Origin of the sequence: Pseudomonas sp. p50(2008), from assembly GCF_015351605.1 — a bacterium.
Lineage (GTDB): Bacteria > Pseudomonadota > Gammaproteobacteria > Pseudomonadales > Pseudomonadaceae > Aquipseudomonas.
Genome location: NZ_JACMYF010000007.1, coordinates 269,760 through 294,094, shown reverse-complemented (window position 1 = coordinate 294,094; position 24,335 = coordinate 269,760). Strand labels below are relative to the sequence as shown.

At 59.5% G+C, this 24,335-nt stretch carries 21 protein-coding genes and 1 other RNA gene; 18 read left to right on the top strand and 4 right to left on the bottom strand.

The features are described from left to right. Positions 1–74 precede the first annotated feature (74 nt). Together H7698_RS21010 and H7698_RS21005 are read right to left on the bottom strand one after the other, a co-directional pair. A complete protein-coding gene (locus H7698_RS21010) occupies positions 75–437 on the bottom strand; it encodes a YraN family protein (protein ID WP_162437227.1) in 363 nt (120 codons plus the stop codon). Beyond that, positions 437–2,248 carry a penicillin-binding protein activator gene (locus H7698_RS21005; protein WP_194692701.1) on the bottom strand — a complete coding sequence of 604 codons (1,812 nt, stop codon included), beginning with the start codon at positions 2,246–2,248 and terminating at the stop codon, positions 437–439. Before H7698_RS21005 ends, H7698_RS21010 begins: the two co-directional genes overlap by 1 nt. 176 nt (positions 2,249–2,424) lie before the next feature. Between H7698_RS21005 and rsmI the strand changes: the two genes are divergently transcribed. From rsmI to lpxC, 18 genes are all read left to right on the top strand, one after another. Beyond that, complete coding sequence (gene rsmI / locus H7698_RS21000) at positions 2,425–3,330, top strand: 16S rRNA (cytidine(1402)-2'-O)-methyltransferase (protein ID WP_194692700.1); 906 nt, start codon at positions 2,425–2,427, stop codon at positions 3,328–3,330. Between the two features lie 75 nt (positions 3,331–3,405). Further along, an RNA gene (rnpB, locus tag H7698_RS20995) (RNase P RNA component class A) lies at positions 3,406–3,759 on the top strand. 446 nt (positions 3,760–4,205) lie between these two features. Beyond that, complete coding sequence (gene mraZ / locus H7698_RS20990; RefSeq protein ID WP_008147486.1) at positions 4,206–4,661, top strand: division/cell wall cluster transcriptional repressor MraZ; 456 nt, start codon at positions 4,206–4,208, stop codon at positions 4,659–4,661. Further along, positions 4,658–5,605: a 16S rRNA (cytosine(1402)-N(4))-methyltransferase RsmH gene (gene rsmH, locus H7698_RS20985; RefSeq protein ID WP_162437230.1), complete on the top strand. Its 948-nt coding sequence runs from the start codon at positions 4,658–4,660 to the stop codon at positions 5,603–5,605. The genes mraZ and rsmH overlap by 4 nt, the downstream gene beginning before the upstream one ends. Continuing rightward, positions 5,602–5,895, top strand: coding sequence for a cell division protein FtsL (gene ftsL, locus H7698_RS20980; RefSeq protein WP_110964807.1), 294 nt, complete (start codon positions 5,602–5,604; stop codon positions 5,893–5,895). The genes rsmH and ftsL overlap by 4 nt, the downstream gene beginning before the upstream one ends. Continuing rightward, positions 5,895–7,634: a peptidoglycan D,D-transpeptidase FtsI family protein gene (locus tag H7698_RS20975; protein WP_178114290.1), complete on the top strand. Its 1,740-nt coding sequence runs from the start codon at positions 5,895–5,897 to the stop codon at positions 7,632–7,634. Before ftsL ends, H7698_RS20975 begins: the two co-directional genes overlap by 1 nt. Next, complete coding sequence (locus H7698_RS20970; RefSeq protein WP_194692699.1) at positions 7,634–9,097, top strand: UDP-N-acetylmuramoyl-L-alanyl-D-glutamate--2,6-diaminopimelate ligase; 1,464 nt, start codon at positions 7,634–7,636, stop codon at positions 9,095–9,097. Before H7698_RS20975 ends, H7698_RS20970 begins: the two co-directional genes overlap by 1 nt. Further along, the gene (locus H7698_RS20965; protein WP_162437233.1) at positions 9,090–10,457 is read left to right on the top strand and encodes a UDP-N-acetylmuramoyl-tripeptide--D-alanyl-D-alanine ligase; all 1,368 of its coding nucleotides are present in this window, start codon (positions 9,090–9,092) and stop codon (positions 10,455–10,457) included. Before H7698_RS20970 ends, H7698_RS20965 begins: the two co-directional genes overlap by 8 nt. After that, positions 10,457–11,539: a phospho-N-acetylmuramoyl-pentapeptide-transferase gene (gene mraY / locus H7698_RS20960; protein ID WP_162437234.1), complete on the top strand. Its 1,083-nt coding sequence runs from the start codon at positions 10,457–10,459 to the stop codon at positions 11,537–11,539. The genes H7698_RS20965 and mraY overlap by 1 nt, the downstream gene beginning before the upstream one ends. A gap of 5 nt (positions 11,540–11,544) precedes the next feature. Then, positions 11,545–12,891, top strand: a complete 1,347-nt coding sequence (gene murD / locus H7698_RS20955) for a UDP-N-acetylmuramoyl-L-alanine--D-glutamate ligase (protein ID WP_162437235.1) — start codon at positions 11,545–11,547, stop codon at positions 12,889–12,891. Continuing rightward, entirely contained in the window at positions 12,888–14,105 is a 1,218-nt protein-coding gene (gene ftsW, locus H7698_RS20950) for a putative lipid II flippase FtsW (protein ID WP_162437236.1), read from the top strand. The genes murD and ftsW overlap by 4 nt, the downstream gene beginning before the upstream one ends. Further along, positions 14,095–15,165 carry an undecaprenyldiphospho-muramoylpentapeptide beta-N-acetylglucosaminyltransferase gene (gene murG / locus H7698_RS20945; RefSeq protein ID WP_162437237.1) on the top strand — a complete coding sequence of 357 codons (1,071 nt, stop codon included), beginning with the start codon at positions 14,095–14,097 and terminating at the stop codon, positions 15,163–15,165. The genes ftsW and murG overlap by 11 nt, the downstream gene beginning before the upstream one ends. Continuing rightward, the gene (gene murC, locus H7698_RS20940) at positions 15,158–16,618 is read left to right on the top strand and encodes a UDP-N-acetylmuramate--L-alanine ligase (RefSeq protein WP_162437238.1); all 1,461 of its coding nucleotides are present in this window, start codon (positions 15,158–15,160) and stop codon (positions 16,616–16,618) included. The genes murG and murC overlap by 8 nt, the downstream gene beginning before the upstream one ends. After that, on the top strand, positions 16,615–17,571 hold the full coding sequence (locus H7698_RS20935; RefSeq protein WP_194692698.1) for a D-alanine--D-alanine ligase: 957 nt from the start codon (positions 16,615–16,617) through the stop codon (positions 17,569–17,571). Before murC ends, H7698_RS20935 begins: the two co-directional genes overlap by 4 nt. Positions 17,572–17,575: 4 nt before the next feature. Beyond that, complete coding sequence (locus H7698_RS20930; protein ID WP_162437240.1) at positions 17,576–18,445, top strand: cell division protein FtsQ/DivIB; 870 nt, start codon at positions 17,576–17,578, stop codon at positions 18,443–18,445. A gap of 15 nt (positions 18,446–18,460) precedes the next feature. Continuing rightward, positions 18,461–19,720 (top strand): cell division protein FtsA, encoded by a 1,260-nt coding sequence (ftsA, locus tag H7698_RS20925; protein ID WP_059406214.1) that lies wholly within the window; start codon positions 18,461–18,463, stop codon positions 19,718–19,720. A gap of 78 nt (positions 19,721–19,798) precedes the next feature. Continuing rightward, entirely contained in the window at positions 19,799–20,992 is a 1,194-nt protein-coding gene (gene ftsZ, locus H7698_RS20920; protein ID WP_162437241.1) for a cell division protein FtsZ, read from the top strand. A 112-nt stretch (positions 20,993–21,104) separates the two neighbouring features. Continuing rightward, on the top strand, positions 21,105–22,016 hold the full coding sequence (gene lpxC, locus H7698_RS20915) for a UDP-3-O-acyl-N-acetylglucosamine deacetylase (protein ID WP_008060300.1): 912 nt from the start codon (positions 21,105–21,107) through the stop codon (positions 22,014–22,016). 178 nt (positions 22,017–22,194) lie between these two features. Here the strand turns inward: lpxC and H7698_RS20910 are convergent, their stop codons facing one another. Beyond that, positions 22,195–23,697 (bottom strand): sensor domain-containing diguanylate cyclase, encoded by a 1,503-nt coding sequence (locus tag H7698_RS20910; RefSeq protein WP_194692697.1) that lies wholly within the window; start codon positions 23,695–23,697, stop codon positions 22,195–22,197. Between the two features lie 257 nt (positions 23,698–23,954). Continuing rightward, positions 23,955–24,179, bottom strand: coding sequence for a hypothetical protein (locus tag H7698_RS20905; protein ID WP_162437270.1), 225 nt, complete (start codon positions 24,177–24,179; stop codon positions 23,955–23,957). Between the last annotated feature and the right edge of the window lie 156 nt (positions 24,180–24,335).

The following is a 24,335-nucleotide window of genomic DNA, read 5'->3' as shown; positions in this document are numbered from 1 at the left end:
GCACAGGAATGTGCAGCCCGCAAAGCAAAGAGCAAAAGTGTTGGGTGAAAGTGTCCGGTTCAGCGCATGAGCAATCAGCTGTCGAAGGCATTTTGCAACCAGTTGAGCTGATCGAGGTTGCTGTCGATGGCAACCACGTCGAAACGGCAAGGGGAATTGGCCCAGCGCGATTCGCGCTGAAGAAAATACTGCGCGGCAAAAATCAGTTTCTGCCGTTTGCGCCCATCGATGCTATCGAGCGCGCCACCCCATTGAGTGTTTTTTCTGTAGCGGACTTCAACGAATACTACTGTATCGCCATCAAGCATGACCAGATCAAGCTCGCCACGTTTACACAACCAGTTCTGCGCCACCAGGCGCAGACCGTGTTGCTGAAGATGCTCGAGCGCATGGCGCTCGGCATCTTGTCCGCTTTGCTGGCGTGACCTGTCGGGCATCAGCGTGGGGTGTCCGGCAGGCGTTGAACCTGGCCATTGACGAACTGTGCCCACGGCAACTGACGTTCAACCCGTTGATTCTGGGTCATGCCCAGGCTGCCGGATTCACCCTCGATACGGCTGTCCGGCAAAGCCTTCAGCTGGCCTAGGCGAGGCGCCAAACGGTAGGCATCCGCGCCCATTGCGTAGAGGCGACCCAGACTGCCAGCAGCTTGTGGCCATTGAGCGGTGACTTGTTTGCGCAGCGGATCGTTGACGTCCAGCAGCCATGGCGTTTCGCAGAACCGGACGCCATTCATGTCGTTGTACTGATTCACATCGCCGCTGGCGCTGAATACGTGGGACGTTGCGTAAACCGGTACGTCGCCTGCGTATTGGAAGTTCAGGGTCGGTTTGATCTGCTGGGCTTGCTGGGGGGTTGCGGCCAGGAAGATGAACTCGATGTCCTGGCGACGCGAAGGCTGGGCGGCAACCTGCGAGCCCACCGTGCTTTGCAGGCTCTTGGCGCGACCTTCGCTCTGGCGTAGCTGGAACATGTCGGCAATTTGCTGCGCCAGTTGCACCGGCTGATCAACGCGCTCGGTAGCAACAATGCTGCCGCCATTGGCTTGCCAATCCTGGCTGAACGCTTTCAGCACGCGGTCGCCCCATTCGCCTTTCGGCACCATGATGGCGGCGCGATGCAGGCCATCGGCGCGGGCGCGGCGAGAGACTTCACGGGCTTCATCTTCAGCGGCAAGACCGAACTGGAACAGTTGAGCCGGGCCTTGTGCGCCCTCGCTGTAGTTCAGTGCCAGCGTGGTAATCGGCAATTGCGGGCGCGTGCTGAGCTGTTTGACCAGGGGCTTTTCCAGTGGGCCGATGACCAGTTGCACGCCATCTGCCTGAGCCTTGCGGTAGAACTCATCCAGAGACGTCAGGCGCGAGCTGTCATAGAACTCGATAGCCGGTGGCTTCTGCCCGGCTTGTTGCGCCTGGTAGTGAGCGGCCATGAAACCTTCGCGCAGTGCTTTGCCGACCGAAGCCAGTGGCCCGTCTTGTGGCAGCAGCAGGGCAATCTTGCTCAGCGGCTGGCTGGCCAGCTCCTTGAGCCTGGTCAGTGGCAGCGGCAATTGAATGGCCGCCGGATGCTTGGGATTCTGCGCGCGCCAGTTGTCGATCGCGGCTTGCTGTTGCTCCAGGGTGCCCGCGGTTTTCACGGCCAGGGCCAGGCTCATCCAGCCGCCGAGGTCGTCGGTGGTGGTGGGCTGCAGTTGATCGGTTGGCAGTGAGGCGATCAGGGTCCAGATCGCTTCGTGGTTTTTGCTGGCCGCTTCACTTTCGAGCATCGGGGCGATAAAGATTCGCTCCTTCGCAGCAGCCAGGGTTTGGCCGTCGGCTTCAAGTGCGCGGGCGTGAACGGTGCCGGTGCGGACTTGCTGCTCGACAGGCAGTTCGCTCAGTCGTTGCAGGCTTGGATGGCTCAACGCGGTCAAGGCGGCTTTCGGCTGATTGCGCGCCATGGCCAGTTCAGCTGCCAGTGTGCTCGCGAAAACCTGTTGGCCAGGCTTGAGTTGTTCGACAGGCACTTGCTGCAGGATTTGCGCGGATTGGCCGGCATTCCCTTGGCGGAAGGCCAGGTCTGCGGCGCTCAGGCGCAGCAACGCAGCTTTTTCCGGGTCTTTACTTTGAGATGCCTGTTCGAGCAGTTGCTCGATACTGGCGTCCGGGGTCCGTGGAAGTTCGCCAAGGCTGGAGGAGGGCGAGCTGGCGCAAGCCGCCAGCAAGGCAGCAAGGCAGAGGGCAGTGAACAGCCGCAGGCAAGCGATCATGTAGTGTTCCTGATACTCGATCAAATTAGCGTGGAATTGTACCCAAGCACTGGCCGGGGCGCGATGTTACTGGTGTGAATCGATCAATTTAGCTCGTGTAAATGTTGCTGCGCGGTTAAAAGGCATGAAAAACCCCAAGTTGCTTGCGCGTATCGAAAACGGATCTACGCGCTACAATGTCGCCTTTTAACGATCATGAGGTGTGCGCTTTGACTGCTCCAGGTGCTTTGAATTCCGCTGCTGGCTCGCTTTATGTGGTGGCGACGCCCATCGGCAACCTGGACGACATCAGTGCGCGCGCGCTGAAAATCCTGCGTGACGTTGCGTTGATCGCCGCTGAAGACACTCGCCATTCCCAGCGATTGATGCAGCACTTCGGCATTCCTACGCCGCTGGCGGCCTGTCATGAACACAACGAGCGGGATGAAGGTAGCCGCTTTATTACCCGTTTGCTTGCCGGTGACGACGTTGCGCTGATCTCCGATGCCGGGACGCCACTGATTTCCGATCCGGGCTATCACCTGGTGCGCCAGGCGCGTGCCGCGGGCATCAACGTGGTACCGGTCCCTGGTGCCTGTGCATTGATTGCCGCGCTGTCGGCGGCGGGCTTGCCGTCGGACCGGTTCATCTTCGAGGGCTTTCTGCCAGCCAAGGCCGTTGGTCGGCGCGCTCGTCTGGAATTGGTAAAGGAAGAGCCGCGTACGCTGATTTTCTACGAAGCCCCGCATCGTATTCTGGAATGCCTGCAGGACATGGAGTTGGTGTTCGGTCCTGAGCGCCCGGCATTGCTGGCCCGCGAGCTGACGAAAACGTTCGAGACCCTCAAAGGGTTGCCGCTGGCCGAGCTGCGTGCGTTTGTCGAGTCAGACAGCAATCAGCAGCGCGGTGAGTGTGTGGTGCTGGTGGCGGGCTGGTCGGCGCCAGAAACAGAAGACGCGGTCAGCAGTGAGGCAATGCGTATTCTCAATTTGTTGCTGGAGGAAATGCCTCTCAAGCGAGCCGCGGCACTGGCGGCGCAAATTACCGGAGAGCGCAAGAATGTGCTCTATCAAGTTGCGCTTGATAAACAGAAGGGCGAGTAAAACCCGACGCTAAGGCATGGCTGAAGGCTTTTAGCGCTTGTTCTTCGGGCGCTCTGCCGTTAACCTTCGCGGCGGAGAGTCGATTGGACAGTCGCTGCCCTCTATGAAAATTAGGGGGGGGAGGAAAGTCCGGGCTCCATAGGGCGAAGTGCCAGGTAATGCCTGGGAGGCGTGAGCCTACGGAAAGTGCCACAGAAAATAACCGCCTAAGTGCTTCGGCGCCGGTAAGGGTGAAAAGGTGCGGTAAGAGCGCACCGCACGACTGGCAACAGTTCGTGGCTAGGTAAACCCCACTTGGAGCAAGACCAAATAGGGTCCCAAGGCGTGGCCCGCGCTGGGACCGGGTAGGTTGCTAAAGATGTCCAGTGATGGCCATCGTAGACGAATGACTGTTCAAGACAGAACCCGGCTTACAGATCGACTCTCCACCTTTTTCCCCTTCCTGTTTGAGGCTTTGAACAGGGCGCAGGCAGTAGTGTTACTCCTTCCTTGCGATTGACCGCTGGAAGGGCTGAGTGATACTGATTGGCCTGCATTGATGGCATTCCAATAAACTCCTCGCAGCGCCGATTTACCTCCTTCCAGAATCATCAGCTGAAGCACTTTCGTAATACCAAAAAAATCTTACTCTTAACAAACTACTTTAACTTTCGAGCGCAGCCGTCAGTGCTGAATCAAGTTATTGAGCAAGATTACGCGTCAGATTCTCGTTACCCCTCCTTTTAGGCTCCTAAATCACAGTTCTGTAAGGCTTTTCCTTTACTGCGCGCCTTGACGGTGCGGTAGGCGCATTCCTATAGTGTGCGCAAGTGGCGGAAAGTGGCATGAAGTGGGTTTTTTGAGCTAAAAACGCTAATATTTGGAGAAACGCTGACGTGTTTCGCGGAGCTAACGCTATCAGTCTCGACGCAAAGGGCCGTCTCGCTATGCCGAGCCGGTATCGCGACGAGCTGGTTTCGAGAAGTTCCGGTCAGTTAATCGTCACAATCGATGCCGTTGATCCGTGTTTGTGTGTTTACCCCCTCGATGAGTGGGAAATTATTGAAACCAAACTGCGCGCACTGCCTTCGCTTCGCGAAGAGAACCGCCGCCTGCAACGTTTACTGATTGGTAATGCCGTCGACCTCGAACTCGATGGCAGTGGTCGTTTTCTGGTTCCACCGCGTCTGCGTGAATATGCCAAGTTGGATAAGCGCGCGATGTTGGTAGGCCAACTGAACAAGTTCCAATTGTGGGACGAGGATGCCTGGGATGCGGTTTCTGCCGCTGACCTGGCTGCTATTCAACAACCGGGCGCGATGCCTGATGAACTGCGTGATCTAATTCTGTGACTATTGATAGCGGCTTTAACCACATCACCGTACTGCTCGACGAAGCCGTGGAGGCTCTCGCCGTACGTCCTGATGGTTGCTATCTGGACGGCACGTTCGGTCGCGGCGGACATAGTCGGTTGATCCTCAGCCAGCTCGGTCCCGAAGGTCGGTTGCTCGGGTTCGACAAAGATCCTCAAGCGATTGCCACCGGGCAAACGCTAGCGGCCGAAGACGGCCGCTTTGTCGTTGTGCAGCGCAGCTTTGCCGAGCTGGGTTCGGAAGTGGCAGATCGCGGTCTGACTGGCAAAGTCAGCGGTATCCTGCTCGACCTTGGTGTGTCCTCGCCGCAGCTTGACGACCCGGAACGCGGCTTCAGCTTCCTCAACGATGGCCCGCTGGACATGCGCATGGACCCGTCCCGCGGGATCAGTGCTGCCGAATTCGTCAACACTGCGCCGGCCGAAGAAATCGCCCGGGTATTCAAGGAATATGGCGAAGAGCGTTTTTCCGGTCGCATGGCCCGAGCTGTCGCCGAGCGCCGTGATATCAAACCCTTCGAGCGTACAGCCGACCTGGCTGAAGTCCTGAAGGTCGCCAACCCGGCATGGGAAAAGGGCAAAAACCCGGCTACCCGTGCGTTCCAGGGCCTGCGTATTCACGTCAATAACGAACTGGGCGATCTGGAAGCCGGTCTTGAAGCGGCGCTGGATTGCCTGGAAGTCGGCGGCCGCCTGGTCGTGATCAGCTTCCACTCGCTGGAAGACCGCATCGTCAAACTGTTCATGCGCAAACTGGTGAAAGGCGAAGCCGACAACCTGCCACGCAACCTGCCGGTCCGGCACGTAGCCTTCGAACCAAAAATCAAAGTCCATGGCAAAGCGCAGTCCGCCTCCGAGGCCGAACTCAAAGCCAACCCACGTTCCCGTAGCGCCGTCATGCGCGTGGCGGAGAAGCTGCGGTGAGCAAGCTTTTCGCCAAGCCACTTCCAGGCGGAAGCTTTTTCATGCTGCTGCTGTTTCTCGGCGTGCTCGTGTCGGCCATCGGCGTGTCGTACAGCGCCCACTGGAATCGTCAGCTGTTGAACTCGCTGTACAACGAACTGAGCGTGCGCGACAAGGCGCAAGCGGAGTGGGGCCGTCTGATCCTCGAGCAGAGCACCTGGACCGCACACAGCCGTATCGAAGTCCTGGCCACTGAGCAACTGAAGATGCGCATTCCCGGCGCAGCTGAAGTGCAGATGGTGGCGCCATGATGAAACTTGAAGGTGCTCTCTTTCCATGGCGGTTTCGCCTGGTGGTGGGTTTGCTCAGCGTCATGGTGGCGGCGATTGCCTGGCGCATTATCGATTTGCAAGTGGTTGACCGTGCCTTCCTTAAAGGCCAGGGCGACGCGCGCAGCGTTCGTCATATTCCGATTCCCGCTCACCGTGGTTTGATCACTGACCGTAACGGCGAGCCGTTGGCCGTCAGTACGCCGGTCACGACCCTGTGGGCCAACGCCAAGGAAATGCAGCAGGCCAAAGAAAAATGGCCGGCACTCGCAGCCGCGCTGGGCCAGGATCCCAAAGCCTTGACCGAACGTCTCGAGGCCCAGGCCAACAAAGAATTCATCTATCTGGTGCGCGGGCTGACCCCCGAGCAAGGCCAGTCCGTGCTCGACCTTAAAGTACCGGGCGTCTATGGCATTGAAGAGTTCCGGCGTTTCTACCCTGCCGGTGAAGTGACCGCGCACATGGTCGGCTTTACCGACATCGATGACCACGGTCGCGAAGGTGTCGAACTGGCCTACGACGAATGGCTCGCCGGTGTCCCTGGCAAACGCCAGGTCATCAAGGACCGGCGCGGTCGGCTCATCAAGGATGTCCAGGTCACCAAAAACGCCAAGGCCGGTAAGCCCTTGGCGTTGTCCATTGACCTGCGCCTGCAATACCTCGCCAACCGCGAACTGCGTAACGCGATCATCGAGAACGGCGCCAAGGCCGGCAGCCTCGTGATCATGGACGTGAAGAGCGGCGAGATCCTGGCCATGGTCAATCAGCCGACCTACAACCCGAACAACCGTCGCAACCTGCAACCGGCGATGATGCGCAACCGCGCAATGATCGACGTGTTCGAGCCGGGTTCGACCATGAAAGCCATCTCTATGAGCGCTGCGATCGAAAGCGGTCGCTGGAAACCGAGCGATACCGTCGAGGTTTACCCGGGCACCTTGCAGATTGGTAAGTACACCATCAAGGACGTTTCCAGGAGCGAAGGTCCGGTACTCGACCTGACAGGCATCCTGATCAACTCCAGTAACGTCGGCATGAGCAAGGTCGCGTTTGATATCGGCGGCGAAACAATCTTCCGTCTCGCCCAAAAAGTCGGACTCGGCCAGGACACCGGCCTCGGTTTCCCGGGTGAGCGCGTCGGCAACCTGCCGAACTATCGCGAATGGCGCAAAGCCGAGACCGCCACGCTGTCTTACGGCTACGGCATTTCCGTGACGGCGATCCAGTTGGTCCACGCCTTCTCGGCCCTGGCCAATAACGGTCGTCTCGCGCCGCTGACCCTGATCAAGACTGACAAGGCGCCACAAACCACTCAGGTATTGCCGGAAGCCGTCGCGAAAACCATGCAGGGCATGCTGACCCAGGTAATCGAAGCCCCGCGCGGCGTGTTCCGTGCGCAGGTGCCGGCTTATCACGTGGCTGGCAAATCGGGTACCGCACGCAAAACGTCGGTCGGTACCAAAGGCTACGCCGAGAATTCCTACCGTTCGCTGTTCGCCGGCTTCGGCCCGATGAGCGATCCGCGTTACGCCATCGTGGTGGTGATCGATGAACCGACCAAAGCCGGTTATTTCGGTGGTCTGGTTTCGGCACCGGTCTTCAGCAAAGTGATGTCCGGGACCTTGCGCCTGATGAACATCACGCCTGACAACCTGCCACCGACTCAACAGGCCAATGCCACACCGGTCGTTCCGCTGAAAGCCAATGGAGGGCGCGGCTGATGTCTCTTAGTCTGAACAAGATTTTTGCCCACGCCGGTCGCGATCTGCTGATCCGGGAACTGACCCTCGACAGCCGCAACGTGCGGGCTGGCGATCTGTTCCTCGCCGTTCCTGGCGGCAAGTTCGACGGTCGCGCGCACATCGCCGACGCATTGCAGCGCGGTGCGGCGGCCGTGGCCTATGAAGTCGAAGGCGCCACAGTGCTGCCGATCACCGATGTGCCGCTGATTCCGGTCAAGGGCCTGGCGGCGCAGCTGTCGGACATCGCTGGACGTTTTTACGGTGACCCGAGTCGCCACCTGAACCTGGTTGGCGTGACCGGTACAAATGGCAAAACCAGCGTGACGCAATTGGTTGCGCAAGCGTTGGACCTGCTCGGTCAGCACTGCGGGATTGTCGGCACACTGGGTACCGGTTTCTACGGTGCGCTCGAAAGCGGCCTGCACACCACGCCGAATCCGATTGCCGTCCAGGCGACCCTTGCCGATCTGAAAAAGGCCGGTGCCAAAGCCGTCGCCATGGAAGTCTCGTCCCACGGTCTCGATCAGGGGCGAGTCACTGCGCTGGCGTTTGATGTGGCGGTGATGACCAATCTTTCCCGGGACCATCTTGATTACCACGGCACCATGCAGGCCTACGGCGAAGCCAAGGCCAAGCTGTTTGCCTGGAACGATCTTAAATGCCGGGTGGTTAACCTCGACGACGAATTCGGCCGCCAGCTGGCTGCGGAAAAACGCGAGTCGCGGCTGATTACCTACAGTCTTGAAGATGCCAGCGCTTACCTGTATTGCCGCGAAGCGCAATTCGACGACGAAGGCGTACGTGCCACGTTGGTCACGCCCCAGGGCGAACACCATTTGCGCAGCACCTTGCTCGGCCGTTTCAACCTGAGCAACGTGCTGGCAGCGGTCGGCGCATTGCTTGGTCTGGATTACGCGCTGGACGAAATCCTCAAGGTCCTGCCAAAACTTGAAGGCCCGGCCGGTCGTATGCAACGCCTCGGCGGCGGCTCTCAGCCATTGGTAGTCGTGGATTACGCCCACACGCCCGACGCGCTGGAGAAAGTACTGACGGCCCTGCGTCCACACGCCAAAGGTCGGCTGCTGTGCCTGTTCGGTTGCGGCGGTGATCGTGATCGCGGCAAGCGTCCGCTGATGGCCGAAGTGGTCGAGCGTCTGGCCGATGGCGTGCTCGTCACCGATGACAATCCGCGTACCGAAGACCCGTCGGTGATTTTCGACGACATCCGCGCCGGTTTCAGCGCTGTGGATAACGTCACATTCGTTGCCGGCCGTGGCCAGGCGATTGCTCAGCTTATCGCCGGGGCGTCAGCGGATGACGTGATTGTCCTGGCCGGAAAAGGTCACGAGGACTATCAGGAAATCAACGGCGAGCGCCACGCTTTCTCCGATCTGGTCGAGGCTGATCATGCCCTGACCGCGTGGGAGGTGGCCCATGCTTAAAGCCCTGACACTGAGCGAACTGACCGGCGCGCTGAACGCCCGCCTGGTGAATACTGATGCCACTTTCGACGGTGTCAGCATCGACAGTCGTGCGATCCAGCCAGGCCAACTGTTTATCGCCCTGACCGGCCCGCGTTTTGATGGTCATGACTACTTGAACGACGTCGCCGCAAAAGGCGCCGTTGCAGCCCTGGTCGAGCGCGAAGTTACTGACAGCACGCTTGCGCAATTGCTGGTGAAAGATACACGCCAGGCGCTTGGCCAACTGGGCGCGATGAACCGTGCCGGTTTCACGCATCAGGTTGCAGCAATCACCGGTTCCAGCGGTAAGACCACGGTCAAGGAAATGCTTGCGAGCATCCTGCGCACGCGGGGTCCGGTACTGGCGACCCGTGGGAACCTGAACAACGACCTCGGCGTTCCGTTGACCCTGCTCGAACTCGCGCCGGAACACACCGCAGCGGTCATTGAGCTGGGTGCCTCGCGACTCGGCGAAATCGCTTACACAGTGGCCATGACCAAACCTCATGTGGCCATTCTCAACAACGCCGGGACCGCCCACGTTGGCGAGTTCGGCGGGCCGGAAAAAATCGTTGAAGCCAAGGGCGAGATCATTGAAGGGCTGGATGCCGATGGCGTCGCCGTTCTTAATCTCGATGACAAGGCGTTCGGTATCTGGAAGACCCGTGCAGCCGGTCGCAAAGTGCTGACGTTCGCCTTGAGTAACCTCAGCGCTGACTTCTACGCCAGCGATCTGGACCGTGATGCTCGCGGTTGCCCGGCGTTCAATCTGCACAGTCCTGAAGGTGTGGAGCGCGTTCAATTGAACCTGCTCGGCACTCATAACGTTGCCAATGCGATGGCCGCCGCAGCTGCCGCCCATGCGCTGGGTGTCTCGCTGTTCGGCATTGCCACCGGGCTTGGCGCAGTGCAGCCGGTCAAGGGGCGCACCGTTGCGCAACTGGCCAGCAACGGCATGCGCGTCATCGATGACACCTACAACGCGAACCCCACCTCAATGTGCGCCGCCGTTGATATACTCGCCGGCTTTTCCGGCCGCACCGTCCTGGTGCTCGGGGATATCGGCGAGTTGGGCGATTGGGCAGAGCAGGGACACCGCGACGTGGGCGAGTACGCCCGTGGCAAGGTTTCCGCGCTTTACGCCGTCGGACCCATGATGGTTCACGCCGTAAACGCTTTCGGTGAACAGGCTTGTCACTTCGCCACTCAGGCTGAACTGATCAAGGCCCTGGACGCCGAGCAAGACACAAACACCACCATTTTGATCAAGGGCTCGCGTAGCGCTGCGATGGAAAACGTCGTCGCCGCTTTGTGCGGGTCCAGTCTGGAGAAACATTAATGCTGCTGCTGCTAGCGGAGTACATGCAACAGTTCTACAAAGGCTTCGCGGTCTTCCAGTACCTGACCCTGCGCGGGATTCTCGGTGTGCTGACCGCGCTGGTTTTGTCGCTGTGCTATGGCCCGTGGATGATCCGTACTTTGCAGAAGCGTCAGATCGGTCAATCCGTTCGCAACGACGGTCCGCAATCGCATCTGTCCAAATCAGGCACCCCGACCATGGGCGGCGCGCTGATCCTGTCGTCCATCGGCGTCAGCACCTTGCTCTGGGCCGACCTCAGCAACCGCTATGTCTGGACCGTGCTGCTGGTCACCTTGCTGTTTGGTGCGATTGGCTGGGTCGATGACTACCGCAAGGTGATCGAAAAGAACTCACGTGGCCTGCCAAGTCGCTGGAAATACTTCTGGCAATCGGTGTTCGGCCTGGGCGCGGCGATCTTCCTTTATATGACCGCCAGCACTCCTGTGGAAACCACGCTGATCCTGCCGATGCTCAAGGACTACAGCATTCCCCTGGGCGCGGGCTTTATCGTCCTGACCTATTTCGTGATCGTTGGCTCGAGCAACGCGGTCAACCTGACCGATGGCCTCGACGGTCTGGCGATCATGCCGACCGTGATGGTTGGCGGTGGTTTGGGGATCTTCTGCTACCTGTCCGGTAACGTGAAGTTCGCGGAATACCTGCTGATTCCTTACGTTCCGGGCGCGGGTGAGTTGATCGTGTTCTGCGGCGCATTGATCGGTGCGGGTCTCGGGTTTCTCTGGTTCAACACCTACCCGGCGCAAGTCTTCATGGGCGACGTTGGCGCACTGGCGCTGGGCGCGGCCCTGGGCACCATCGCAGTGATTGTCCGTCAGGAAATCGTCCTGTTCATCATGGGCGGCGTGTTCGTGATGGAGACCCTGTCGGTCGTCATTCAGGTTGCCTCTTTCAAGCTGACCGGGCGCCGCGTATTCCGCATGGCACCGATTCACCACCATTTTGAACTCAAGGGCTGGCCCGAGCCACGCGTGATCGTCCGTTTCTGGATCATCACCGTGATTCTGGTACTGGTCGGCCTTGCCACCCTGAAGCTGAGGTAGAACGAGTGTCTCTGATCGCTTCTGACCACTTCCGCATCGTTGTCGGCCTCGGCAAGAGCGGCATGTCCCTGGTTCGCTTCCTGGCGAACCGGGGCACGTCGTTTGCTGTCGCCGACACGCGGGAAAATCCACCGGAACTGGCCACGCTCAAGCGTGACTATCCGCACGTGGAAGTGCGTTGTGGCGAGCTGGACGTCGAATTCCTGTGCCGTGCCGACGAGCTCTACGTGAGCCCCGGCCTGGCGCTGGCGACCCCGGCCCTGCAGGCTGCCGCCGCCCGTGGCGTGAAATTGTCCGGCGACATCGAGCTGTTCGCGCGTCACGCGAAGGCGCCGATCGTTGCCATCAGTGGTTCCAACGCAAAAAGCACCGTCACCACGCTGGTCGGCGAGATGGCGGCTGCGGCCGGTAAGCGTGTTGCTGTTGGCGGTAACCTCGGCACACCAGCGCTGGATTTGCTCAGCGACGACGTCGAGCTGTACGTGATGGAACTGTCGAGCTTCCAGCTTGAGACCACTGATAACCTCGGCGCCGAAGTGGCGACCGTGCTCAACGTCAGTGAAGACCACATGGACCGCTACAGCGGCCTGCCGGCTTATCACCTGGCCAAGCACCGGATTTTCCGGGGTGCCAAACAGTTCGTGGTCAACCGCCAGGATGCCCTGAGCCGCCCACTGATGGGCGAAGGCCAGCCTTGCTGGACCTTCGGTTTGACCAAGCCTGATTTCAAGGCCTTCGGTATCCGCGAAGAAGAAGGCGAGAAGTACCTGGCCTTCGAATTCCAGAACCTGATGCCCGTGCGCGAATTGAAAATTCGTGGCGCCCATAACCAGTCCAACGCCCTCGCGGCCTTGGCGCTGGGTCATGCGGTCGGCCTGCCTTTCGACGCCATGCTCGCGAGCCTGCGCACCTTCGCTGGCCTTGAGCACCGCTGCCAGTGGGTTCGCGACTTGAATGGCGTGAGCTACTACAACGATTCCAAAGCCACCAACGTCGGGGCCGCATTGGCCGCCATCGAAGGGCTGGGCGCGGACATCGACGGCAAACTCGTGTTGATCGCCGGTGGCGACGGCAAGGGTGCCGACTTCAAGGACCTGCGTGATCCGGTGGCAGTCAATTGCCGCGCCGTGGTGTTGATGGGTCGCGACTCGGACCTGATCGGCCAGGCCATCGGCGATGCCGTGCCATTGATTCGCGTCAGCTCGCTGAACGAAGCGGTGGAGCAATGCCGCGCCATCGCCGAGCCAGGTGATGCGGTGCTGCTGTCGCCCGCCTGCGCCAGTTTCGACATGTTCAAGAACTACGAAGAGCGTGGAACGTTGTTCGCCCGCGCCGTGGAGGACTTGGCATGAGTCTGAGAAATATCATCAAGCCTTACCCGTCGCCGATCATCACCGGGCGCGGTATCGACCTGGATTTTCCGATGCTCGCCGGTTGCCTGGCATTGCTCGGCCTGGGTCTGGTCATGATTGCATCGGCGTCCACCGAAGTGGCGGCGGTGCAGTCCGGCAGCGCGCTGTATTACATGATTCGCCACCTTATTTACGTGGTGTTGGGCCTGGGTGCCTGCATCGTCACCATGATGATCCCGATCGCTACCTGGCAGCGCCTGGGCTGGCTGATGCTGATTGGTGCGTTCGGCTTGTTGGTGATGGTGATCATCCCGGGCATCGGCCGTGAAGTGAACGGTTCGATGCGCTGGATCGGGTTCAGCTTCTTCAACGTCCAGCCTTCCGAGATCGCCAAGGTGTTCGTGGTGATCTACCTCGCCGGTTACCTGGTGCGTCGCCAGAAAGAAGTGCGTGAAAGCTGGATGGGCTTCTTCAAGCCGTTCATCGTGCTGCTGCCAATGGCCGGTCTGCTCCTGATGGAGCCGGACTTCGGGGCCACCGTCGTGATGATGGGCGCTGCCGCAGCGATGCTGTTTCTCGGCGGGGTCGGGTTGTTCCGGTTCTCCCTGATGGTGGTTCTCGCCGTTGCGGCGGTGGTGTTGCTGATTCAGGTTCAGCCCTATCGTATGGCGCGTCTGACCAACTTTGCGGATCCGTGGGCTGACCAGTTCGGTGCGGGTTATCAGCTGTCCCAGGCATTGATCGCTTTCGGTCGTGGCGAGTGGTTGGGTGTCGGCCTGGGCAATAGCGTGCAGAAGCAGTTTTACCTGCCGGAAGCCCACACCGACTTCGTGTTCTCTGTTTTGGCAGAAGAGCTGGGCGCCGTGGGTTCCTTGTTCACTGTTGCGCTGTTCACCTTCGTCTGTATTCGTGGCATGTACATCGGCTACTGGGCCGAGAAAGCCAAGCAATTCTTCGCGGCTTACATCGCCTATGGCTTGTCGTTCCTGTGGATTGGTCAGTTCCTGATCAATATCGGGGTGAACGTCGGTCTGTTGCCAACCAAAGGCCTGACACTGCCGTTCCTCAGCTATGGCGGTAGTTCGTTGGTGATTTGCTGTGCCTGTCTTGGCTTGTTGCTGCGTATCGAGTGGGAGAGTCGAACCCACCTGGGCAGCGAAGAGATGGAGTTCCAGGAAAGTGACTTTGCCGAGGAGCCGACCCATGGGCGCTAACGTGCTGATCATGGCAGGCGGCACCGGCGGCCACGTGTTCCCGGCACTGGCGTGTGCGCGCGAATTCCAGGCCCGCGGTTATACCGTGCATTGGCTCGGTACTCCGCGCGGCATCGAAAACGAGCTGGTGCCGTTGGCCGGTATCGAGCTGCACCGGATCAATGCCAGCGGACTGCGTGGCAAGGGCAAATTGTCCCTGCTCAAGGCACCGTTCATGTTGCTTAAATCGGTGTGGCAGGCGCGGGCGATCATTCGTCAGCTGCAGCCCGTCTGCGTTGTTGGCTTTGGTGGCTATGTGACCGGCCCGGGTGGCGTTGCCGCCAAACTGGCTGGCGTTCCGGTGATCGTTCACGAACAGAACGCCGTGGCCGGTACCGCCAATCGGTTGCTGGTGCCGTTGGCCGCCCGAGTCTGTGAGGCATTCCCCGACACCTTTACCCTGTCGGACAGCCGCCGCACCACCGGTAACCCGGTGCGTACCGAGCTGTTCCTCGAAACACCGCGGCAGGCCCTGGCCGGTCGCAAGGCGCGTTTGCTGATCCTGGGTGGAAGCCTGGGCGCAGAACCGTTGAACAAATTGTTGCCTGAAGCCCTGTCGCAAGTTGCCGCTGACCTGCGTCCGGAAGTGTTTCATCAGGCTGGTAAAAACCACGATGAAGTGACTGCAGAGCGCTATCGCGCGGCTGGCGTCGAGGCGCAAGTGCAGCCTTTCATCAAAGACATGGCCCAAGCCTATGGCTGGGCCGACCTGGTGGTGTGCCGCGCAGGCGCGCTGACCATCAGTGAACTGGCCGCCGCCGGTCTGCCCTCGATGCTGGTGCCTCTGCCCCACGCAATCGACGATCACCAGACCCGCAACGCCGACTATTTGGCCCGTGAAGGCGCTGCCTTCCTGATGCCACAAAGAACGACCGGCGCAGCGGATCTTGCCGCGCGCCTGACAGAGGTCCTGATGCAACCACAACGACTCACCGACATGGCTCTTGCCGCACGCCGCCTGGCCAAACCCGACGCTACCCGTAACGTTGTCGATACCTGCCTGGAGGTGGCCCATGGTTGAGAATCAGAAAGCCATGCCTCAACCGGAAATGCGCCGTATCCGTCGTATCCACTTCGTCGGTATCGGCGGCGTGGGCATGTGCGGTATCGCTGAAGTGTTGTTGAACCTGGGCTACGAAGTGTCCGGTTCCGACCTGAAAGCCTCGCCGGTCACCGAACGTCTCGAATCCTTCGGTGCGCACATCTATATCGGCCACCGTGCCGAGAATGCGGCGACTGCCGATGTACTGGTCACCTCGAGTGCCGTGAACACCTCCAACCCGGAAGTCGCCACCGCGCTGGAACGTCGTATTCCCGTGGTACCGCGCGCCGAAATGCTGGCGGAGCTGATGCGCTATCGCCACGGCATTGCCGTCGCCGGTACCCATGGTAAAACCACGACCACCAGCCTGATCGCTTCGGTGTTCGCAGCCGGCGGCCTGGACCCGACATTCGTGATCGGTGGCCGACTGAATGCAGCGGGCACCAATGCACAGCTTGGCACCAGCCGTTACCTGATCGCCGAAGCCGACGAAAGCGACGCCAGTTTCCTGCACTTGCAGCCGCTGGTTGCCGTGGTCACCAACATCGACGCCGATCACATGGCGACCTACGACGGTGACTTCAACAAACTGAAGAAAACCTTCGTCGAGTTTCTCCACAACCTGCCGTTCTACGGTCTGGCGGTGGTGTGCCTGGACGATCCGGTGGTGCGTGAAATCCTGCCTCTGGTCAAGCGTCCGACCGTGACCTATGGCTTCGGCGACGATTGCGACGTGCGCGCGATCAACGTGCGTCAGCAGGGCATGCAAACCTTCTTCACCGTACTGCGCCCGGATCGTGATCCGCTGGACGTTTCGGTGAACATGCCGGGCAACCACAACGTATTGAACTCACTGGCGACCATCTGCATCGCCACTGACGAGGGTGTCAGCGATGAAGCCATCGTCCAGGGCCTGTCCGGGTTCCAGGGCGTTGGCCGTCGCTTCCAGGTCTACGGCGAACTGCCGGTCGAAGGCGGCAACGTGATGCTGGTCGATGACTACGGTCACCACCCGACCGAAGTCGCCGCGGTGATCAAGGCCGTGCGCGGTGGATGGCCGGAGCGCCGTCTGGTGATGGTCTACCAGCCGCACCGCTACAGCCGCACCCGCGACCTGTACGACGATTTCGTCAATGTACTGGCCGATGCCAACGTCCTGCTGCTGATGGAAGTCTACCCGGCCGGTGAAGAACCGATCCCGGGCGCAGACAGCCGCAAGTTGTGCAACAGCATCCGTCAACGCGGCCAGCTCGACCCGATCTACATCGAGCGTGGCGTTGATCTAGCGCCAGTGGTCAAGCCGCTGCTGCGTGCCGGCGACATCCTGCTGTGCCAAGGCGCCGGTGATATCGGTGGTCTCGCACCGAAACTGTTGAAGAGTCCGTTGTTCGCAGGTGCCGTTGCCGCACCGAGCGTGGGGAAGTTGAAATGACCGCTGCATACGCCAATCTCGTCTCCACTGTCGCGCCGAAAGACTTCGGCCGCGTTGCCGTGCTTTTTGGCGGCAAGAGTGCCGAGCGTGAGGTCTCCTTGAAGTCGGGCAACGCGGTTCTCGAAGCGCTGCAAAGCGCGGGTGTGGACGCGTTCGGTCTCGACGTAGGCGATGATCTGTTGCAGCGTCTGCTGAACGAAAAAATCGATCGCGCCTTCATCATCCTTCACGGTCGTGGCGGTGAAGACGGCAGCATGCAGGGCCTGCTGGAATGCCTGGGTATTCCCTACACCGGCAGCGGCATCCTTGCGTCGGCGCTGGCCATGGACAAGTTGCGGACCAAACAGGTCTGGCACAGTCTGGGTATTCCTACGCCGCGTCATGCGGTACTGGGTTGCGAGGCCGATTGTATTTCTGCAGCGACGGAACTGGGCTTCCCTTTGATCGTCAAACCGGCCCATGAAGGTTCAAGTATCGGCATGGCCAAAGTGACTTCCGCGTCTGAGTTGATCGACGCCTGGAAAGCGGCCAGTACCTACGATTCGCAAGTGTTGGTCGAGCAATGGATTCAAGGTCCGGAGTTCACCATCGCCACCCTGCGTGACCAGGTGTTACCTGCGATTGCCCTGGGCACGACGCACAGTTTCTACGACTACGACGCCAAGTACGTGGCTTGCGATACGCAGTACCGGATTCCGTGCGGTCTCGACGTCGACAAGGAAAAAGAATTGATGGACCTCACGGCGAAAGCCTGTGAGGCGCTGGGTATCGCCGGTTGGGGCAGGGCAGACGTGATGCAGGACGTCGACGGGCAGTTCTGGTTCCTGGAAGTCAACACCGCTCCCGGTATGACCGATCACAGCCTGGTGCCGATGGCGGCCCGTGCTGCCGGTCTGGATTTCCAGCAGTTGGTTCTGGCCATTCTGGCCGCAAGCATTGAGCCGCGAGGGTAAGACCATGCAAGGCGCACAGCTTAGACATCAGCCTCCCGCACCGCCCGGCCGCAAGCCGGTGCCGCGGGGTGCCAGCCGAATGGTGGCTAAAGAGCCGATGTCTGCGCGCCTGCCGAAAGCCAACTTTGGCTTTCTCAAAGCGTTGTTCTGGCCGGTGCTGCTGGTCGCGCTGGGCTTTGGTACCTACGAAGGCGCGCAGCGGTTGCTGCCGTACGCGGATCGACCGATCACCAAGATCGCCGTACAGGGCGACTTGAGTTACATCAGCCAGCAAGCGGTGCAGCAACGGATCGCCCCTTACGTGGCGGCGAGTTTCTTCACCATTGACCTGGCCAGCATGCGGACCGAGCTGGAACAGATGCCATGGATTGCCCACGCCGAAGTGCGCAGGGTGTGGCCGGATCAGGTCGTGATCCGCCTGGAAGAACAACTGCCGGTGGCGCGTTGGGGCGATGAGTCGCTGTTGAACAACCAGGGGCAGGCGTTTACCCCGCGTGAGCTGGCCAATTACGAACATTTGCCACAGCTGTTCGGCCCACAACGGGCGCAACAGCAAGTGATGCAGCAATACCAGGTACTGAGCCAGATGCTCCGGCCTTTGGGCTTCTCGATTGCACGCCTGGAGTTGCGTGACCGGGGCAGCTGGTTCCTGACCACTGGCGCCGGCAGCGCGGGCCCGGGAATCGAACTGTTGCTCGGACGCGGCAACCTGCTGGAAAAGATGCGCCGCTTCATTGCCATCTATGACAAGACGCTTAAAGAACAGATTACGAACATTGCGCGCATCGATCTGCGCTACGCCAACGGCCTCGCTGTTGGCTGGCGGGAACCTGTAGCGCCCACGGCAGCCCAACCCGCTGTCGCGAAGAATTAAGAAGAGGCAGGACCCATGGCAAACGTGCAAAGCGGGAAAATGATCGTCGGTCTCGATATCGGCACCTCCAAAGTGGTGGCGCTGGTCGGCGAGGTCTCGGACGACGGCACGCTGGAAATCGTCGGGATCGGTACCCACCCTTCCCGTGGCCTGAAAAAAGGCGTGGTGGTGAACATCGAGTCCACCGTGCAATCGATCCAGCGCGCAATCGAAGAAGCGCAGCTGATGGCCGGTTGCCGCATTCACTCGGCGTTCGTCGGTGTTGCAGGCAATCACATCCGCAGCCTGAACTCCCACGGCATCGTTGCGATCCGCGATCGTGAAGTCAGCTCCGCCGACCTTGAGCGCGTCCTCGACGCCGCCCAGGCCGTAGCGATCCCGGCTGACCAGCGCGTACTGCATACCCTGCCGCAGGATTACGTGATCGATAACCAGGAAGGCGTACGTGAGCCACTGGGCATGTCCGGTGTACGTCTGGAAGCCAAGGTCCACGTTGTGACCTGCGCGGTCAACGCTGCACAGAACATTGAAAAATGCGTGCGTCGCTGCGGTCTGGAAATCGACGACATCATTCTCGAGCAACTGGCTTCCGCCTATTCGGTACTGACCGATGACGAGAAAGAGCTGGGCGTTTGCCTGGTGGACATCGGTGGCGGCACCACCGACATCGCGATCTTCACCGAAGGCGCGATCCGTCACACGGCGGTCATCCCGATTGCAGGCGACCAGGTCACCAACGACATCGCCATGGCGTTGCGCACCCCGACCCAGTACGCCGAAGAGATCAAGATTCGCTACGCCTGCGCCCTGGCCAAACTGGCCGGTGCCGGTGAAACCATCAAGGTGCCAAGCGTTGGCGACCGTCCACCGCGCGAACTGTCCCGTCAGGCCCTGGCCGAAGTGGTCGAGCCGCGTTACGACGAGCTGTTCACGTTGATCCAGGCCGAGCTGCGTCGCAGCGGCTACGAAGACCTGATTCCGGCCGGCATCGTGCTGACCGGTGGTACGTCGAAAATGGAAGGCGCGGTCGAACTGGCCGAAGAAATTTTCCACATGCCGGTACGCCTGGGCGTGCCCCATGGCGTGAAGGGCCTCGATGACGTGGTCCGCAACCCGATTTACTCCACAGGCGTTGGCCTGTTGATGTACGGCCTGCAAAAGCAGTCCGACGGGATTTCGTTCTCGGGTATCAGCAGCCGCGACAGTTACAGCAATGAAGAGCCTAAACCCGCTTTGCTCGATCGCATCAAGAGCTGGGTACAAGGCAACTTCTAAGCATCAGTTTCAAGCGACATGCAGCACGGCAACAAAAGCAGTAGGCGAAAAAACTAGAGAATGTAAAGGAGAGGGAAAATGTTCGAACTCGTAGACAACATCCCCGCAAGCCCGGTCATCAAAGTTATCGGTGTTGGCGGAGGCGGCGGCAACGCTGTCAATCACATGGTCAAGAGCAACATTGAAGGCGTTGAGTTCATCTGCGCCAACACTGATGCCCAGGCGCTGAAAAGCATCGGCGCGCGGACCATCCTGCAACTGGGTACTGGCGTGACCAAAGGTCTCGGCGCTGGTGCCAACCCTGAAGTAGGTCGTCAGGCCGCTCTCGAAGACCGTGAGCGCATTGCCGAAGTCCTGCAGGGCACCAATATGGTGTTCATCACCACTGGCATGGGCGGTGGTACCGGTACCGGTGCTGCGCCGATCATTGCTGAAGTGGCCAAGGAAATGGGCATTCTCACCGTTGCGGTGGTGACGCGTCCGTTCCCGTTCGAAGGCCGCAAGCGTATGCAGATCGCCGACGAAGGTATCCGTCTGCTGTCTGAAAGCGTCGACTCGTTGATCACTATTCCCAACGAGAAGCTGCTGACCATCCTCGGTAAGGACGCCAGCCTGCTGTCGGCTTTCGCCAAGGCAGACGATGTACTGGCCGGTGCCGTTCGCGGTATCTCCGACATCATCAAGCGTCCGGGCATGATCAACGTCGACTTTGCCGACGTACGTACCGTGATGAGCGAAATGGGCATGGCAATGATGGGCACTGGCTGCGCCAGCGGTCCGAACCGTGCACGCGAGGCCACCGAAGCGGCCATCCGCAACCCGCTGCTGGAAGACGTGAACCTGCAAGGCGCACGTGGCATCCTGGTGAACATCACCGCCGGTCCTGACCTGTCCCTGGGTGAGTACTCCGACGTGGGTAGCATCATCGAAGCCTTCGCTTCCGAACACGCGATGGTCAAGGTCGGTACCGTTATCGATCCGGACATGCGTGACGAGCTGCACGTGACCGTGGTTGCCACTGGTCTGGGCGCTAAAATCGAGAAACCTGTAAAGATTATCGACAATACCGTTCACACCTCCATGGCTTCCCAGCCACAACAACAGGCGCCCGCTCGTCAGGACGCACCTGCTGTGAACTACCGTGATCTGGACCGTCCGACCGTTATGCGCAACCAGGCTCAGGCCGGTGCAGCGACTGCCGCGAAGATGAATCCGCAAGATGACCTGGACTACCTGGACATCCCGGCTTTCCTGCGTCGTCAGGCCGATTGATGGAATGTATCAGGGCTATGAAGGTGATTGGTGTTCAGCAAAGGTCTGGTCTGCTATTATCGCCAGCCTTTGTTGATACCAGTTCGCAATTTGCGCTGAAGCGGCCCAAGCCATGATTAAACAACGCACACTGAAAAATATTATCCGTGCCACAGGTGTAGGCCTGCACTCCGGGGAGAAGGTATACCTGACCCTCAAGCCCGCGCCTATCGACACCGGCATTGTGTTTTGTCGTGCTGACCTCGATCCTGTGGTGCAGATACCTGCTCGCGCAGAAAATGTTGGCGAAACCACTATGTCGACCACACTGGTTAACGGTGACGTCAAAGTGGACACGGTGGAGCACTTGCTCTCGGCCATGGCTGGCCTGGGCATCGATAACGCCTACGTCGAGCTCTCCGCGTCCGAAGTACCAATCATGGATGGTAGCGCTGGACCCTTCGTATTTCTGATTCAGTCGGCTGGCCTGGAAGAACAGGACGCTGCCAAGAAGTTCATCCGGATCCTGCGGGAAGTGACAGTGGAAGACGGCGACAAGCGCGCCACTTTCGTCCCTTTCGAAGGTTTCAAAGTGAGCTTCGAGATCGATTTTGATCACCCGGTTTTCCGTGACCGCACACAAAGTGCAAGCGTGGATTTTTCCAGCACTTCGTTCGTAAAAGAAGTCAGCCGCGCCCGTACCTTTGGTTTCATGAGTGACATCGAGTACCTGCGCAAGCACAACCTCGCACTCGGCGGCAGCGTTGAAAACGCTATTGTGGTCGACGCGGATGGTGTACTGAACGAAGACGGCCTTCGCTATGAAGACGAATTCGTGAAGCACAAGATCCTCGATGCTATTGGTGATCTCTACCTGCTGGGCAATAGCCTGATTGGTGAGTTCAAGGGCTTCAAGTCCGGACATGCATTGAACAACCAGCTGCTGCGCAAGTTGATTGAGCAGACAGATGCTTGGGAAGTCGTGACTTTCGAAGACGCCAGCACAGCACCGATCTCTTACATGCGTCCAGTTGCGGCCGTGTAAGTAAAAACCTCTCTAGTTTTTAAAGGCTGCCTTCGGGTGGCCTTTTTTTATGTCCGCGCAAAAGTGAAGCGGTGCTTGTAGCGGCCTCATCGCGGGCAAGCCCGGCTTCCACAGGCAACGCATGACCTTGTGGGTACCGGGCTTGCCCGCGATGAGGCCCTTTGTCACACCAAGGATTTCACAGCGCAGCCACCACCCGATTACGCCCGCGCTCCTTCGCCTGATACAACGCCTTGTCTGCCGCGAACAGCAATTGCTCCAGCGTGGCGTCGGTCTTGGTGGTCCAGGTACTGATACCGATACTGACAGTCATCGGCGAGTCATCGCCTTCCACCCGTGGCAATTGCTCCACCGCCGAACGGATCTGTTCGGCAATCTTCTGCGCGCCCGCGCTGTCGGTTTCCGCGAGGATCACGGAAAACTCTTCGCCGCCATATCGGGCCACCAGATCGGCGGGACGGCGCACATTGGCTGAAATCACCTTGGCTATCGTTCGCAATGCCTCGTCGCCACGCTGATGGCCGTGTCGATCGTTGAAAGCCTTGAAATGGTCGGCATCGATCATCAGCACCGACAACGGCAGGCCGGATCGCTGGGCGCGGAACCATTCATGCCGCAGGGTCAGGTCCAGAATCCTGCGATTGGCAACACCGGTCAGCGCGTCGGTGGCGGCCAACAGGGACAATTCCTGCTCGGCGTTGTGGCGCAGACGCAGCTCCCGGCACAGCAACCAGCTCAGCCATAGCAGGCCGATACACAGCACGCCTGCGGCGCCGCTGATCACCAGCGCCGTTCGTCTCCACGCCCCAAACACGTCGGTACCGGAAAGGGCGACGATCACCGTCAGCGGCAGATTACCCACCCTGGAAAAAGTGTACAGCCGCTGCTGCCCGTCAATGCTCGACACGCTGTTGAAGCTGCCACTGCCCTCGCGCAGGATGCGCATGATGTTAGGGCGATTGGCGAAACTCTTACCGATCGAATCGTGTTCCAGGTACGGCTTCTGAGCCAGCAGGATGCCTTCGTCGTTGATGATGTTCAGCGTGCTGTCGTTGCCGATGTTCAGGGTGTTGAACAGTTGGTCGAAGTAGGTCAGGCGCATCGACGCCACGGCAACACCCAGGAATTCACCGGTTGGGGAGGCGATCCGGCGGCTGAGGCTGATCCGCCATTCATTGCTGTCTTCGCAGTCGCAGCGAGGCTTGAAAGGGCGGCTGATGAACATGCCGGTGTCGCGGTTGGAAACATGGGCGAGGAAGTAGTCACGGTCCGCGAAGTTGCCAGGCTTTGGCTCGATCAGTGAAGAGTCAGCCAGTACCTCGCCATGCTTGTCCAGCAGCAGAATGTCACCTTTGAAACGCGCCGTGGTGGAACGGTCGAACAGGACCAGATGGCGAATTTGTGCAGACACCTGTTTCAAATCGTCTCGTTGCGCTGCCGCAATCAGGCCTTGCAGGGACAGGTCATAGAGTTCCACGGTGCGCAACACGTCGGCATCGATGAGTTGAGCGATGGTGGTCGCGCTGCGGGTCGCGGCTTCTTGGGCGCTGGCGTGTTCGCGAATCAGCAGGAAGGTGACGATGCTGATGATCGCGATGACGGTCAGGGAGCTGCCGAGGATCACCATGATTTCAGGTCGACGGTTCTTGCCTGAAACCTGCGGCAGGCGGCTCGTGATCATGGGAATGATGTCCGCATATACGTCCAGAACAAAAAAACCGGCACTCGTGCCGGTCCCTGATTGATTGAAGCTTAGAAGACATTAGCGGGGTAGTCGACGATCATCCTGAAGCGTTGACGCGTCTACTCAGGCACAGCGAGCCAGGGAAGTCTAAATTCGCGACGAAAAAAAGCCGCTGATAGCAGCGGCTTGAAGACAACTTTTCAAAGGGAAGAGCCGATGAAAAGTGTCGAGGGAAACAGAGCGGATTCGGTTGATCAGCTGTCTTTCTCAATCGTTTGGCGGGACTGAGCATTCGACGCTTGTGGGGTTTGCGCGGCATCTTGCGCTTTGGCCGTCATTTCGCTTTGGTACGCTTCGAACGCGGCGGCACGCTCGTTGTTGTGCGCAACGAAGGCCTGGGACTCTTCGGCAAAGGCGAGCGGGGAAAGGAACAATGAGGACAAAACGAAAGCGCTGGCAATACCCATGGTGTTGGACATCTTTAAAACCTTCTTGCTTGGCAAGTGCTGTTTGGTGGCGCAACGATAAGGGGGAATGGAGGGGGGAAAAAGAACGGATTCATGAAAGGACTGTTGCGCTTAAAGCAATAGTTGAAGAGCGGCGCCCTACCTGTAATTGGATGGACTCGCCCAAGC